This window comes from Citrobacter sp. Cf116 (assembly GCF_030336505.1).
GTDB classification, from domain to species: Bacteria; Pseudomonadota; Gammaproteobacteria; order Enterobacterales; family Enterobacteriaceae; genus Citrobacter; species Citrobacter freundii.
The window spans coordinates 349983-363839 of record NZ_JAOWEQ010000034.1 but is presented as its reverse complement, the minus strand read 5'-3'; the positions used below and the strand labels follow the sequence as shown (position 1 = coordinate 363839).

The following is a 13857-nucleotide window of genomic DNA, read 5'->3' as shown; positions in this document are numbered from 1 at the left end:
GAGATTATTCGGTACGCACTTCGTACCTGTCTCTTGCACCAACCTGCGCGGATGCGCAGGTTTTTTTTCGGATTCAATTTACCCCTTTCCTGTCGCGTCCACTCCCCAACTCGTATACTCTCCCACCATTGATGTTTATATAATTAATGGCACAGGGAGTTGAGATGCTATTTGGCTTTTTTCGTAATCTGTTTCGCGTGCTTTTCCGCGTTCGCGTCACGGGCGATGTCAGCGCGCTACAGGGAGAACGCGTTCTAATCACTCCCAACCATGTATCATTTATAGACGGCATCCTGTTGGCGCTCTTTTTACCGATTCGTCCCGTCTTCGCTGTTTACACCTCGATCAGCCAGCAATGGTATATGCGCTGGCTAACCCCGCTGATTGATTTCGTTCCGTTAGATCCAACCAAACCGATGTCGATTAAACATCTGGTTCGTCTGGTCGAACAGGGCCGCCCGGTGGTTATCTTTCCGGAAGGGCGTATTTCGACCACCGGCTCGTTGATGAAAATCTATGACGGTGCCGGGTTTGTCGCCGCTAAGTCGGGAGCGACGGTCGTACCTGTGCGCATTGAGGGCGCAGAGCTTTCCCGCTTTAGCCGCCTGAAAGGTTTGGTTAAACAGCGATTCTTCCCGCGCATCCGCTTACACATCCTACCGCCGACACAACTGCCGATGCCGGAAGCACCGCGAGCTCGCGATCGCCGTAAAATCGCCGGAGAGATGCTGCATCAAATTATGATGGAAGCACGCATGGCGGTTCGTCCGCGTGAGACGCTCTACGAGTCGCTGCTGGCGGCGAAATACCGTTTTGGCGCAGGCAAAAACTGCATTGAAGATATTAATTTCACTCCGGACAGCTACCGTAAACTGCTGACGAAAACGCTGTTTGTCGCGCGTATTCTGGAAAAATACAGCACCGAGGGTGAAAGAATCGGCCTGATGCTGCCAAATGCGGGAATCAGCGCGGCGGTCATTTTTGGCGCCATTGCGCGTCGACGCATTCCAGCCATGATGAACTACACCGCGGGTGTGAAAGGATTAACCAGCGCCATTACTGCGTCTGAAATAAAGACGATCTTCACATCCCGACAGTTTCTCGATAAAGGCAAACTCTGGCATTTACCGGAACAGCTCACCCAGGTGCGTTGGGTGTATCTGGAAGACTTGAAAGCTGATGTGACCTTTAGCGATAAGCTGTGGATTTTCTCACATCTGCTGGCACCGCATCTGGCGCAGGTGAAGCAGCAGCCGGAAGACGCTGCGGTGATCCTCTTTACCTCCGGTTCAGAAGGCCATCCGAAAGGCGTGGTTCACAGTCATAAAAGCATTCTGGCGAACGTTGAGCAGATTAAAACGATTGCCGATTTCACCGCCGATGACCGCTTTATGTCGGCGCTGCCGCTGTTCCACTCCTTTGGGCTAACGGTGGGATTATTCACGCCGCTACTAACTGGCGCAGAAGTGTTTCTTTATCCCAGCCCGCTGCATTACCGCATTGTGCCAGAGCTGGTATACGACCGGAACTGCACCGTGTTGTTTGGTACGTCAACGTTCCTCGGCAACTACGCGCGTTTCGCGCATCCATACGATTTCCATCGCCTGCGCTATGTGGTTGCGGGAGCGGAAAAACTGCAGGACAGCACAAAGCAACTGTGGCAGGAGAAATTTGGCCTGCGTGTCCTTGAGGGCTATGGGGTGACGGAATGTGCGCCGGTGGTGTCGATTAACGTACCGATGGCGGCAAAATCGGGAACGGTAGGGCGCATTTTGCCTGGTATGGATGCTCGACTGTTGGCCGTTCCGGGAATTGAGGACGGTGGGCGTTTACAGCTGAAAGGCCCTAATATTATGAGCGGCTATTTGCGCGTCGAAAAACCTGGGGTGCTGGAAGTGCCGACGGCAGAGAATGCGCAAGGTGAGATTGAGCGCGGCTGGTATGACACCGGAGACATCGTGCGCTTTGATGAAAACGGCTTTGTACAGATTCAGGGGCGCGCTAAGCGTTTTGCTAAAATTGCCGGAGAGATGGTGTCGCTGGAAATGGTTGAGCAACTGGCGTTGGCGGTATCAGCAGACAAAATGCATGCCACGGCGATCAAGAGCGATGCCAGCAAAGGTGAGGCGCTGGTGCTGTTTACCACCGATAGCGAACTCACGCGTGAAAAACTACAGCAGTATGCGCGGGCGCACGGCGTACCTGAACTCGCCGTACCGCGTGATATACGCCACCTGAAGCAACTCCCATTACTCGGCAGCGGTAAGCCGGATTTTGTTACGCTGAAAAGCTGGGTCGATGAGCCGGAAAAACAACATGAGTGAGTCAGTGCACACTAACACGTCAATCTGGTCCAAAGGGATGATGTCCGTTATCGCCGCGCAGTTTCTGTCTGCGTTTGGCGATAACGCGTTGCTGTTTGCTACGCTGGCGTTGCTGAAGGAGCAATTTTATCCGGACTGGAGCCAGCCTATCCTGCAAATGGTGTTTGTGGGTGCTTACATTCTGTTTGCGCCGTTTGTTGGACAGGTGGCGGATAGCTTTGCCAAAGGCAGAGTGATGATGTTCGCGAACTCCCTGAAACTGCTGGGTGCGGCAAGTATTTGCTTCGGCATTAATCCGTTTCTCGGGTATACGCTAGTGGGGATTGGCGCGGCGGCGTATTCACCGGCCAAGTATGGCATTCTCGGTGAACTGACCACCGGCGACAAACTGGTGAAAGCCAACGGCCTGATGGAAGCTTCCACCATTGCCGCGATTTTGCTCGGTTCTGTCGCCGGCGGCGTTCTGGCCGACTGGCACGTGATTGCCGCGCTTTCTGCCTGTGCGCTGGCCTATGCTGGCGCAGTGGTCGCTAACCTGTATATCCCGAAACTGGCCGCGGCTCGCCCTGGCCAGTCCTGGCATCTGGGGAAAATGACGCGCAGTTTCTTCTGTGCCGCCTCTTCGCTGTGGCGCAACGGTGAAACACGCTTCTCGTTGGTGGGAACCAGCCTTTTTTGGGGGGCGGGCGTTACGCTGCGTTTTCTGCTGGTACTGTGGGTTCCGGTGGCGCTCGGCATCACCGATAACGCCACGCCGACCTATCTCAATGCCATGGTAGCGATCGGGATTGTCGTCGGTGCGGGGGCGGCTGCGAAGCTGGTGACGCTGGAAACCGTGTCGCGCTGTATGCCTGCGGGGATCCTGATTGGCGTCGTGGTGCTGATTTTTTCTCTTCAACATTCGCTGCTTCCGGCCTACGCATTGCTGATGCTTATCGGCGTGTGTGGTGGGTTCTTTGTGGTGCCGCTGAATGCGTTACTGCAGGAGCGGGGTAAGAAAAGCGTCGGCGCAGGTAATGCGATTGCGGTGCAGAACCTGGGTGAAAACAGCGCGATGCTACTGATGCTGGGTATTTACTCACTGGCGGTGCTGGTGGGGATCCCAGCGGTAGCGATTGGTATTGGGTTCGGTGCACTGTTTGCGCTGGCGATTGCAGCGCTGTGGATTTGGCAGCGCCGCCATTAGTCTGTTATATGCTGTTGCAACCAGGCCTACAGGGAACGCTGTCTGTAGGCCTGATAAGCGCAGCGCCATCAGGCGCTAACTGTTAAGGTGCAGGATAGGTATACACCTGATGCACCGCTTCAATCTCTGCCAGCACTTCCTCGCTCAACTCCAGATGCAGACTTTCAACGTTGGTTTTTAGCTGCTCCATGGTCGTGGCGCCCAGCAAAGTGCTGGCGACAAACGGCTGACGACGCACGAATGCCAGCGCCATTTGCGCAGGATCCAGATTATGGCGTTTCGCGATATCCACATAGGCCGCAACGGCTTTCTGCGTCTGCTCGCCGCTGTAGCGCGTGAAACGGCTAAACAGCGTATTGCGTGCACCGGCAGGTTTCGCGCCGTTCAGGTATTTCCCGGTTAATGTACCGAAGCCCAGGCAAGAGTAGGCCAGCAGCTCAACGCCTTCATACTGGCTCACTTCTGCCAGTCCAACCTCAAAGCTGCGGTTCAGCAGGCTGTAGGGGTTCTGGATGGTGGCGATGCGTGGCAGATCGTGTTTGTCCGCCAGGTGCAGATAGCGCATCACGCCAAATGCGGTTTCATTAGAAACGCCGATGTAGCGAATTTTCCCGGCGCGCTGAAACTCTGCCAATGCGTCCAGCGTGTCCAGCAGGGAAACGACCGGCGCGGAGTCTGTCCAGCTGTAGCCTAACTTACCAAAGCAGTTGGTCGGGCGCTGCGGCCAGTGAACCTGATACAGATCCAGGTAATCGGTTTGCAGTCTTTTCAGGCTGTCGTGCAGCGCTTCACGGATATTTTTACGATCCAGCGCCTGATTCGGGCGGATGCCGCTGTCGTTGTTGCGTGATGGTCCGCTGACCTTAGAAGCGACGATCAGCTTTTCGCGGCTGCCGTGTTTGGCGAGCCAGTTACCTACGTAGGTTTCGGTGAGACCCTGGGTTTCAGGACGCGGCGGTACCGGATACATCTCGGCAACGTCGATCAAATTAATGCCCTGTGCTACGGCATAATCGAGCTGTGCATGTGCGTCGGCTTCGCTGTTTTGTTCACCAAACGTCATTGTGCCCAGCCCCAGTGTACTGACTTCCAGCGAGCTGTGGGGTATACGGTGATATTGCATAGCCGTTTCCTTTTTATAATCACGACATAAGGATTATAAAAATGGCTGAGGGAAGCGAAAAAGGGAAGTAAAATTGTTAAGGCCAGCGCGCTGCTGACCTCAACCATCAGCGTTCAATGATTTGGGACACATCATCGCGGTTAATCTGCATCGCATTGCCCTGCTGGTCGTGATAGCTCACCAGACCGGTATCATCGTCAATTTCTGGTTTTCCATCGGTCAGGATCATTCGACCATCTTTTGTCGCCATTACATAATCGCTGCTGCATCCGGAAACGGCAAAAGCCAGTCCTACGGCGGAAATCAAAACTGCCCATTTTTTCATCTGCTTATCCTCACATGGCCTGCGTCTGACAATAGTTTAGTAATAACGCGAAGTTGTGCAGGGTGAAAGCAGTAAAATCTTAAACTGTGAGAAGGGGTAGGTGTGGTGGGCATTCGCTCCCCTTGCAGGGAGCGATGGATTTCATCAGAGCGGATTTTTTTTATTACGCCACAGGTTCAGGGTCTCTACCGCGATAGAGAAGAACATGGCGAAATAGATATATCCTTTCGGAACGTGGACGTCGAAACTTTCCAGAATCAGCGTAAAACCGACCAGAATCAGGAACGAGAGCGCCAGCATTTTTACTGAAGGGTGGCGATCGACAAACTCACCAATTGGGCGAGCAGCAAACATCATCACGCCTACGGCAATCACTACTGCCGCCATCATGATAAACAGATGATCGGACAAACCAACCGCAGTAATCACGGAATCCAGACTGAAGATAATGTCTAACAACATGATCTGCACAATCGCGCCCAGGAAAGAAGATACGCGGGTTTTTAACCCCTCTTCCTCACCTTCAATGGATTCGTGGATCTCCTTGCTGGCTTTCCAGATCAGGAACAATCCCCCCAGCAGAAGGATCAGGTCACGTGCTGATATTGCCTCGCCAAACAACTCGAATAGCGGGTTTGTCAGTCGCGTTACCCAAGCGATAGAAGCCAGCAGAGCCAGACGCATGATCATCGCCGCCGCCAGCCCAATACGTCGGGCATGATTGCGTTGCGCTGTCGGGAGTTTGGCTACAACCAGAGAAAGGAAAATAATATTGTCGATCCCAAGAACGATCTCCAGCAGCGTCAGCGTACCGAGCGCAAGCCAGGCGTTAGGATCGGTTATCCATGCAAATAACATCGAACAAAGTCCTGCCAAAAAAAAGAAGCGGTAATTATAGGCCCGTAACGCGGCGGGTGAAAGGCCGGGCGGTGCCTATTGCGCCTGGAACAAGAAATGTCGCTCAAGCAATGCGCGGGTGAAGTTCTTTTTCAGGTAAAAGCCGCGTGGCAGGGTCAGGATGGGCTCGCCGTTGGCGCCAATGGCCTCGGTAAGCGCGCGGGCGTTGGCGGCTTTAGGACGCAGTTGCAGTACTTCCCCATGGCGAGCGGTGATGCGTTCGACATGACCTAACACAATCATGTCCATTAATTCTTCCCAGTCCAGACGCAATTGCCGGTCCTCTTCTTCATTCGGGCTCCACAGCAAGGGAGAGCCGACGCGGCGCTCAGCCAGCGGGATGCTGCGTTCGCCTTCTACCGGGATCCACAGAACGCGTTTGAGTTTGTGCCGTACATGGCTGGTTTCCCAGGTGACGCCGGTATTGCCGGTTAACGGTGCCACGCACACAAAGGTGGTTTCCAGCGGTCTGCCAAGACTGTCCACAGGGATCGTTTTCAGCTCCACGCCCAGCGCCGCAAAATCCTGCTCTGGTTTACTGCCCGCGCTGGCACCGAGCCAGATTTCCAGTAGCACGCCAATCCAGCCTTTATCGCGCTTAAGATCCTTCGGCGTAACGATTCCCGCCATTGCCGCTAATTCTCCTAACGCGTAGCCCGAAAGCTGTCGTGCCTGGCTCAGCAACTGGGCTTCAGATTCAGGGGGAGAAAGCAACGGACGGAGTTCTGGCATCGGGTTAACCCTTAGGTGAAAAAATAAGCAATGATTTTATACCGTGTGGACAGAGTTTATCTTTTTCCACATGCTTTATTCAATTATATGATTTATATTGGTTTTTAGATTCACGTTTGCAGAGTTGCGCAACAGCGAAGCGGGTTTTCCAATTCTGGTCACTGACAATGAACAGGATCTTACACCATGTTATCCACAGAAAGATGGGATAACTGTGAAAAACCCCCACTACTGTTTCAATTTACAGCCTTGACGTGCGACGAAAATCGAATTTTCACACAAATTGTGCCTAACTTATTGGCATAATCTGTGGATAAAACCGACGCTGGTCGATCTTTCATCAGCGTGAAGATCGTATGAGTGATGTACATCACATTTCTGTGTGTTTATCTGCGTGGATCAGTTTTAACTTTATGAATGTATAAGACTATTTTTACTCTGTGACGAATGTCTTATTCGGACTGTTCTGGGTTTTCCCATAGTAATTCCGTACTTCTTCACAACTATATCCACAGAAAAGGTGAATAAAATCGCCTTGCTTGCCCTTCTTCTGTTTATAACTCGGCCTTTAACTGTGAGTTATTCAATTGTTATTAGAATATCGCACCCTTAACAGAGTGGTTTACCGCCCCTCAGGAGTGTGAAACAATCGTTTGTATATAAGGTTTATGTTGAGGTAGTCCGGTGATTGATGACGATGGCTACCGCCCGAATGTAGGGATAGTAATTTGTAACCGCCAGGGGCAGGTCATGTGGGCCCGGCGATTTGGTCAGCACTCCTGGCAATTTCCACAAGGTGGGATCAACGCAGGAGAGACAGCAGAGCAGGCGATGTACCGGGAACTCTTTGAAGAAGTGGGTCTCAGTCGTAAAGATGTACGGATCCTTGCTTCTACTCGTAACTGGTTGCGTTACAAGTTACCGAAACGTTTGGTGCGTTGGGACACGAAGCCGGTTTGTATCGGCCAGAAACAAAAGTGGTTTCTTCTGCAATTGGTCAGCAGCGATGCTGAAATCAATATGCAAACCAGCAGTACACCTGAGTTCGACGGCTGGCGCTGGGTGAGTTACTGGTATCCGGTTCGACAGGTGGTGTCATTTAAACGCGATGTCTATCGCAGGGTGATGAAAGAATTCGCAAGTGTTGTCATGGCGCTTCAGGAGAGCACTCCTAAGCCGCAAAGCACACCTGCGTACAGACGTAAAAGAGGTTAAGCTACGCAAATTATGCTCACCCGCCTGCGCGAAATAGTCGAAAAGGTGGCCAGTGCTCCGCGTCTGAATGAAGCGCTCAATATACTGGTTACCGACATCTGTCTTGCGATGGATACAGAGGTCTGTTCGGTTTATCTGGCCGATCACGATCGACGTTGTTATTACCTCATGGCGACCCGGGGACTGAAAAAACCACGTGGTCGCACTGTCGCACTCGCGTTTGATGAAGGTATCGTTGGCCTGGTTGGCAGGCTGGCGGAACCTATCAACCTCGCCGATGCGCAAAAACATCCCAGCTTTAAATACATACCTTCGGTAAAAGAAGAGCGTTTTCGTGCATTCTTAGGCGTACCGATCATTCAGCGTCGCCAGCTTTTAGGTGTGCTGGTGGTGCAGCAGCGTGAACTGCGTCAGTACGATGAAAGTGAAGAGTCTTTCCTCGTCACGCTCGCCACGCAAATGGCGGCCATACTTTCGCAGTCGCAACTAAACGCGCTGTTCGGTCAATACCGGCAAACGCGCATCCGTGCATTGCCTGCCGCCCCCGGCGTGGCAATAGCTGAAGGCTGGCAGGATGCGACGCTGCCGCTGATGGAGCAGGTCTATCAGGCTTCAACGCTGGATCCGGTGCTTGAGCGCGAGCGACTGACCGGTGCGTTGGAAGAGGCGGCGAACGAATTCCGCCGCTACAGCAAGCGTTTTACCGCTGGGGCGCAGAAAGAAACGGCGGCGATCTTTGATCTTTACTCGCACTTGCTTTCCGATACCCGTCTGCGCCGCGAGCTGTTTGCGGAAGTGGATAACGGTTCAGTGGCCGAGTGGGCGGTTAAAACGATCATTGAAAAGTTTGCCGAACAATTTGCCGCGCTGAGCGATAACTACCTCAAAGAGCGGGCCGGAGATTTACGCGCGCTCGGCCAGCGTCTGCTGTTCCACCTCGACGACTCTATCCAGGGGCCGAATGCCTGGCCGGAACGCTTCGTACTGGTGGCGGATGAACTTTCGGCGACCACGCTGGCGGAGCTTCCTCAGGACCGGTTAGTCGGCGTGGTTGTCCGGGACGGCGCAGCCAACTCTCATGCGGCAATTATGGTTCGTGCGCTGGGTATCCCTACCGTTATGGGGGCCGATATCCAGCCGTCGGTGCTGCATCGTCGCACGCTGGTGGTGGACGGTTATCGCGGTGAACTGCTGGTCGATCCGGAACCGGTATTGATTCAGGAATACCAGCGTCTTATCAGTGAAGAAATTGAGCTGAGCCGCCTGGCGGAAGACGACGTCAACCAGCCAGCACAGTTGAAAAGCGGCGAGCGCGTGAAGGTGATGCTCAATGCGGGTCTCAGCCCGGAACATGAAGAAAAGCTGGGTAGCAGGATCGACGGTATTGGCCTGTATCGCACCGAAATCCCGTTCATGCTGCAAAGCGGTTTTCCTTCGGAAGAAGAACAGGTTGCGCAGTATCAGGGCATGCTGCAAATGTTTAACGACAAGCCGGTGACCCTACGTACGCTGGATGTCGGTGCCGATAAACAGCTGCCCTACATGCCGATCAGTGAAGAGAACCCGTGCCTTGGCTGGCGAGGGATCCGCATAACGCTCGATCAGCCAGAGATCTTTTTGATCCAGGTTCGCGCCATGCTGCGTGCCAACGCGGCAACCGGCAACCTCAGCATTTTGCTGCCGATGGTAACCAGCATTGATGAAGTGGACGAAGCGCGACGTTTGATTGAACGCGCCGGACGCGAAGTGGAGGAGATGATCGGTTACGAGATCCCGAAACCGCGCATTGGCATCATGCTGGAAGTTCCGTCGATGGTGTTCATGCTGCCGCATCTGACAAACCGGATTGACTTTATCTCAGTCGGAACCAACGATCTTACCCAGTACATACTGGCCGTCGATCGTAACAACACACGGGTAGCTAGCATTTATGACAGTCTGCATCCGGGGATGTTACGTGCGCTGGCGATGATTGCGCAGGAAGCCGAAAGAAGCGGTATCGATTTACGCCTGTGTGGTGAAATGGCGGGCGACCCGATGTGCGTGGCTATTCTGATCGGCCTGGGTTTCCGTCATTTGTCGATGAACGGTCGTTCTGTCGCTCGCGTAAAATATCTGCTGCGTCATATCGATTTTGATGAGGCGCAAACGCTGGCGCAGCGCAGCCTGGAAGCGCAGATGGCGGCTGAGGTACGCCATCAGGTAGCGGCCTTTATGGAGCGCCGCGGCATGGGGGGATTGATTCGCGGAGGATTGTAGGCCTGATAAGCGTAGCGTCATCAGGCATTACGGGGTAAAGATTACTTATACAGATCTTTTACATCTTCCCGGCATCCGCTTCTAACCCCTTGTGCTATCATTCGCACCTTTGGAGCGCCTGCATTATGCAGGCGCGCTTATCAATTGCTGTCTGACTTCAGCGAAATAACAAGAACTTGTGGTGACAGATGACCAGTAGCTATCTGCATTTTCCGGATTTCGATCCGGTCATTTTCTCAATCGGACCCGTCGCGCTTCACTGGTACGGCTTAATGTATTTGGTGGGGTTTATTTTTGCGATGTGGCTGGCGACGCGCCGCGCGAATCGCCCGGGCAGTGGCTGGACCAAAAATGAAGTAGAAAACTTACTGTATGCGGGCTTCCTCGGGGTTTTCCTCGGTGGGCGTATTGGTTACGTACTGTTCTATAACTTCGAGTTATTCCTCGATAATCCCCTGTATCTGTTCCGCGTCTGGGACGGCGGTATGTCCTTCCACGGTGGACTTATCGGTGTGATCCTGGTGATGATTATCTTCGCCAAACGCACCAAACGTTCGTTCTTCCAGGTTTCTGATTTCATTGCCCCGCTGATTCCGTTTGGTCTGGGTGCAGGGCGTCTGGGTAACTTTATCAATGGTGAGCTGTGGGGACGCGTTGACCCGAACTTCAAGTACGCCATGCTGTTCCCGGGCTCTCGTACCGAAGATATTTTACTACTGCAAACTAACCCGCAATGGCAGTCTATTTTTGATACCTACGGCTCGCTGCCGCGCCACGCCTCACAGCTTTATGAGATGGCGCTCGAGGGTGTTGTGCTGTTTATCATTCTCAACCTGTACATTCGTAAGCCGCGTCCAATGGGCTCGGTATCCGGTCTGTTCCTGATTGGTTATGGCGCGTTTCGTATTATCGTTGAATTCTTCCGCCAGCCGGATGCGCAGTTTACTGGCACCTGGGTACAGTACATCAGCATGGGGCAGATCCTCTCTATCCCGATGATTGTCGCAGGCATTATTATGATGGTTTGGGCGTACCGCCGCAGCCCACAGCAACACGTTTCCTGAGGAACCATGAAACAGTATTTAGAACTGATGCAAAAAGTGCTGGATGAAGGCACACAGAAAAACGACCGTACCGGAACCGGAACGCTTTCCATTTTTGGTCATCAGATGCGTTTTAATCTGCAGGAAGGGTTCCCGCTGGTTACGACGAAACGCTGCCATTTACGCTCGATCATTCATGAGCTGCTGTGGTTTTTGCAGGGCGACACTAACGTTGCCTACCTGCATGAAAACAACGTCTCAATCTGGGACGAATGGGCGGATGAAAACGGTAATTTAGGCCCGGTTTATGGTAAACAGTGGCGCGCGTGGCCTACGCCAGATGGTCGCCATATTGACCAGATCACCACCGTGTTAAACCAGCTTAAAAATGACCCGGACTCTCGCCGCATTATCGTTTCTGCATGGAACGTCGGTGAGCTGGATAAAATGGCGCTGGCACCGTGCCATGCGTTCTTCCAGTTTTACGTCGCGGATGGCAAGCTCTCCTGTCAGCTGTATCAGCGTTCGTGCGATGTGTTCCTCGGCCTGCCGTTTAACATTGCCAGCTACGCTTTGCTGGTACACATGATGGCGCAGCAGTGTGATCTGGAAGTGGGTGATTTTGTCTGGACCGGTGGCGACACGCACCTGTACAGCAATCATATGGATCAAACGCATCTGCAGCTTAGCCGTGAACCTCGCGCGTTGCCGAAACTGGTTATTAAACGTAAGCCTGAATCTATCTTTGACTATCGCTTCGAAGACTTTGAAATTGAAGGCTACGATCCGCACCCGGGTATTAAAGCGCCGGTGGCTATCTAACCAGCTTCATGCTGACACAACCGACGCCCGTGCGCGTCGGTTTTTTTTGTCTAAAATCACGTTCTTCGGCGAACATTCCTGAAATAGTGCAACGGTCTGCAACGCGACAAATATTTCCCGTAGCTCGCCGTAGAAACCGAATTTCCCGCTCGTTATTCATTTTCCTCACGCCATACTGGCGGCATGAAAAAACAACAAGGTTACACGCTTCTCGAAACCCTGATTGCGATGCTGATCGTCGTGGCGCTTGGTGCATCTGGGCTGTATGGTTGGCAGCGCTGGCAGCAACAACAGCGGCTGTGGCAGACCGCCTGCCAGGTGCGGGACTACCTGCTGCAACTGCGTGAAGATGCTAACTGGCGCAATCGTGATCACGTCATCAACGTACTCCGCGAAGGGGGGACATGGTGTCTGGCAAGCTCAGCGACATCACAAGCTTCGTGTCAGCCTGTTTCACCGTTGATATTTGCGCCACTCTGGGCTGATGTCGAAATGGCAGATATCACGCCTTCACTGGCTTTTTTTGGACTGCGCAATACGGCATGGGCCGGACATATACGCCTGAAAAATGCGGCAGGGGAATGGCGCGTGGTGGTGTCTGGCTGGGGGCGAATCAGGCTTTGTGAGCGCGATGAGGCCAGATTATGTCAGTAAACGAACGGGGATTTTCACTGCTGGAGGTGCTCATTGCCATGGCGATTAGCAGTATTTTATTACTTAGCTCGGCACGATTTTTACCGGCGCTACAGCGAGAGATTCTGCGTAACACGCGCCAGTTAGCGCTGGAAGATGAAATATGGCAGCGGGCCTACACCGTTGCGAAGCATCTTCAACGGGCGGGGTATTGCCGGGGAAACTGTGTCGGAGAGGGACTGGTGATATCGGCTAAGGGGGATTGTGTCATTGCACGCTGGGATGCCAACGGCAACGGCGTTTGGGAGAGCAGTTCCGCGAAAGAGGCTGATTCTATCGGGTTTCGTTTACAGGACAAGGTATTGGAAACCCTGCGTGGAGCCACCGGCTGCACTGGAAAAGGATGGGAGAAAATGACCGATCAGACTACCATCCAGATTGAGGCATTCCAGGTTGAACGGCTGAATTTTAGCGGATATTCCCCGCTTCTTACGCTGCGTTTGCGTGGAGTGAGCAATGACGAACCACAAAAAGTTGTTGAAGCGGTCTACAGCGTTACGGGATTTAACCTGTGAACCGTGAGCGAGGCGTATCCTCTCTGGCAATGGTCCTGTTGCTACTGGTGCTCGGTAGTCTGCTGCTGCAAGGCGTTATCAGACAGGAGGCTAGTTTTGCTGCGCGTGTGGTCATACAAAGTCAGGCGCTGCAGCGTCAGGCGGTAGTGCAATCCGCGATGGAATGGGGGCGTATACAACCCTGGCGCTTACAACCCGTCGTACAGTGTCGGCGCGATCCCACGCAGAATGCCGCGGTTTGCCTGCGCCTGCTTACCAATAATTTCGTGCTGCTAATCGCCCACTATGAAGGAGTATTTTTATGGCGTCAGGGGGCGGTTATTGATGGCAACATAGAATTCTCGGCGCATGGCTGGAGCGATTTTTGTCCGCTTAAGGAGCAGACGTTATGCCAGATCCCCTGAACAGTCAGCGTGGCTTTAGTCTGCCGGAAGTTATGCTGGCAATGGTACTGATGATCATGATTGTGACCGCGTTGTCAGGATACCAGCGGGTGCTAATGAACAGCTTTATTATCAGAAACCAGTATCAACAACTCTGGCGTCACGCCTGGCAGCAAAGCCAGCAGTACCAGTTTTCATCGCCTGTGAACTGGCAGGTTAACCGAATGCAGACAACGAGAGCGGGATGTGTCAGCATCAACGTCATAATTTCTTCACCCCTCGGCAGGCAGGGTCAGATGACGCGTCTGCATTGCCCGAATCGTCAGTAGTCAGGAGTCGC

Annotated in this window: 14 protein-coding genes; 10 read left to right on the top strand and 4 right to left on the bottom strand. The window is 53.2% G+C overall.

Features of this window, described 5'->3' with window-relative positions:
- Positions 1-164 precede the first annotated feature (164 nt).
- Positions 165-2324 carry a bifunctional acyl-ACP--phospholipid O-acyltransferase/long-chain-fatty-acid--ACP ligase gene (aas, locus tag OGV74_RS07115; protein WP_003033949.1) on the top strand — a complete coding sequence of 720 codons (2160 nt, stop codon included), beginning with the start codon at positions 165-167 and terminating at the stop codon, positions 2322-2324.
- On the top strand, positions 2317-3510 hold the full coding sequence (gene lplT / locus OGV74_RS07110) for a lysophospholipid transporter LplT (RefSeq protein WP_003033951.1): 1194 nt from the start codon (positions 2317-2319) through the stop codon (positions 3508-3510). The genes aas and lplT overlap by 8 nt, the downstream gene beginning before the upstream one ends.
- A gap of 82 nt (positions 3511-3592) precedes the next feature.
- Here lplT and OGV74_RS07105 read toward each other — a convergent pair whose 3' ends face one another.
- The 4 genes from OGV74_RS07105 to mutH all read right to left on the bottom strand — a co-directional run bounded on the left by OGV74_RS07105 (position 3593) and on the right by mutH (position 6587).
- Positions 3593-4633 (bottom strand): NADP(H)-dependent aldo-keto reductase, encoded by a 1041-nt coding sequence (locus OGV74_RS07105; RefSeq protein ID WP_003033954.1) that lies wholly within the window; start codon positions 4631-4633, stop codon positions 3593-3595.
- Positions 4634-4739: 106 nt separating this feature from the next.
- Positions 4740-4958, bottom strand: a complete 219-nt coding sequence (gene ygdR, locus OGV74_RS07100) for a lipoprotein YgdR (protein WP_000758660.1) — start codon at positions 4956-4958, stop codon at positions 4740-4742.
- Between the two features lie 144 nt (positions 4959-5102).
- Positions 5103-5816 (bottom strand): TerC family protein, encoded by a 714-nt coding sequence (locus OGV74_RS07095; RefSeq protein ID WP_003033961.1) that lies wholly within the window; start codon positions 5814-5816, stop codon positions 5103-5105.
- Between the two features lie 75 nt (positions 5817-5891).
- Positions 5892-6587, bottom strand: coding sequence for a DNA mismatch repair endonuclease MutH (gene mutH, locus OGV74_RS07090; protein WP_003033965.1), 696 nt, complete (start codon positions 6585-6587; stop codon positions 5892-5894).
- A 684-nt stretch (positions 6588-7271) separates the two neighbouring features.
- On the opposite strand from mutH, the gene rppH reads away from it, so the two are divergent.
- The 8 genes from rppH to OGV74_RS07050 all read left to right on the top strand — a co-directional run bounded on the left by rppH (position 7272) and on the right by OGV74_RS07050 (position 13846).
- A complete protein-coding gene (rppH, locus tag OGV74_RS07085) occupies positions 7272-7802 on the top strand; it encodes an RNA pyrophosphohydrolase (protein ID WP_003033982.1) in 531 nt (176 codons plus the stop codon).
- A gap of 12 nt (positions 7803-7814) precedes the next feature.
- Positions 7815-10061: a phosphoenolpyruvate--protein phosphotransferase gene (gene ptsP / locus OGV74_RS07080; protein WP_003033984.1), complete on the top strand. Its 2247-nt coding sequence runs from the start codon at positions 7815-7817 to the stop codon at positions 10059-10061.
- Positions 10062-10249: 188 nt separating this feature from the next.
- Positions 10250-11125 carry a prolipoprotein diacylglyceryl transferase gene (gene lgt / locus OGV74_RS07075; RefSeq protein WP_003846461.1) on the top strand — a complete coding sequence of 292 codons (876 nt, stop codon included), beginning with the start codon at positions 10250-10252 and terminating at the stop codon, positions 11123-11125.
- A gap of 6 nt (positions 11126-11131) precedes the next feature.
- Positions 11132-11926, top strand: a complete 795-nt coding sequence (thyA, locus tag OGV74_RS07070) for a thymidylate synthase (protein WP_003033990.1) — start codon at positions 11132-11134, stop codon at positions 11924-11926.
- A gap of 183 nt (positions 11927-12109) precedes the next feature.
- Positions 12110-12580 (top strand): prepilin peptidase-dependent protein, encoded by a 471-nt coding sequence (locus OGV74_RS07065; RefSeq protein ID WP_086504518.1) that lies wholly within the window; start codon positions 12110-12112, stop codon positions 12578-12580.
- Entirely contained in the window at positions 12571-13134 is a 564-nt protein-coding gene (locus OGV74_RS07060) for a prepilin peptidase-dependent protein (protein WP_048218533.1), read from the top strand. Before OGV74_RS07065 ends, OGV74_RS07060 begins: the two co-directional genes overlap by 10 nt.
- Positions 13131-13538 carry a DUF2509 family protein gene (locus OGV74_RS07055; RefSeq protein WP_086504517.1) on the top strand — a complete coding sequence of 136 codons (408 nt, stop codon included), beginning with the start codon at positions 13131-13133 and terminating at the stop codon, positions 13536-13538. Before OGV74_RS07060 ends, OGV74_RS07055 begins: the two co-directional genes overlap by 4 nt.
- Positions 13523-13846, top strand: a complete 324-nt coding sequence (locus tag OGV74_RS07050) for a prepilin-type N-terminal cleavage/methylation domain-containing protein (RefSeq protein ID WP_086504516.1) — start codon at positions 13523-13525, stop codon at positions 13844-13846. Before OGV74_RS07055 ends, OGV74_RS07050 begins: the two co-directional genes overlap by 16 nt.
- Positions 13847-13857: the final 11 nt, after the last annotated feature.

Excerpts from the sequence above, each read along its gene's own strand:
- aas (WP_003033949.1), top strand. The coding sequence starts at position 165 with ATGCTATTTGGCTTTTTTCGTAATCTGTTTCGCGTGCTTTTCCGCGTT.
- lplT (WP_003033951.1), top strand. The coding sequence starts at position 2,317 with ATGAGTGAGTCAGTGCACACTAACACGTCAATCTGGTCCAAAGGGATG.
- OGV74_RS07105 (WP_003033954.1), bottom strand. The coding sequence starts at position 4,633 with ATGCAATATCACCGTATACCCCACAGCTCGCTGGAAGTCAGTACACTG.
- ygdR (WP_000758660.1), bottom strand. The coding sequence starts at position 4,958 with ATGAAAAAATGGGCAGTTTTGATTTCCGCCGTAGGACTGGCTTTTGCC.
- OGV74_RS07095 (WP_003033961.1), bottom strand. The coding sequence starts at position 5,816 with ATGTTATTTGCATGGATAACCGATCCTAACGCCTGGCTTGCGCTCGGT.
- mutH (WP_003033965.1), bottom strand. The coding sequence starts at position 6,587 with ATGCCAGAACTCCGTCCGTTGCTTTCTCCCCCTGAATCTGAAGCCCAG.
- ptsP (WP_003033984.1), top strand. The coding sequence starts at position 7,815 with ATGCTCACCCGCCTGCGCGAAATAGTCGAAAAGGTGGCCAGTGCTCCG.
- lgt (WP_003846461.1), top strand. The coding sequence starts at position 10,250 with ATGACCAGTAGCTATCTGCATTTTCCGGATTTCGATCCGGTCATTTTC.
- thyA (WP_003033990.1), top strand. The coding sequence starts at position 11,132 with ATGAAACAGTATTTAGAACTGATGCAAAAAGTGCTGGATGAAGGCACA.
- OGV74_RS07065 (WP_086504518.1), top strand. The coding sequence starts at position 12,110 with ATGAAAAAACAACAAGGTTACACGCTTCTCGAAACCCTGATTGCGATG.
- OGV74_RS07060 (WP_048218533.1), top strand. The coding sequence starts at position 12,571 with ATGTCAGTAAACGAACGGGGATTTTCACTGCTGGAGGTGCTCATTGCC.
- OGV74_RS07050 (WP_086504516.1), top strand. The coding sequence starts at position 13,523 with ATGCCAGATCCCCTGAACAGTCAGCGTGGCTTTAGTCTGCCGGAAGTT.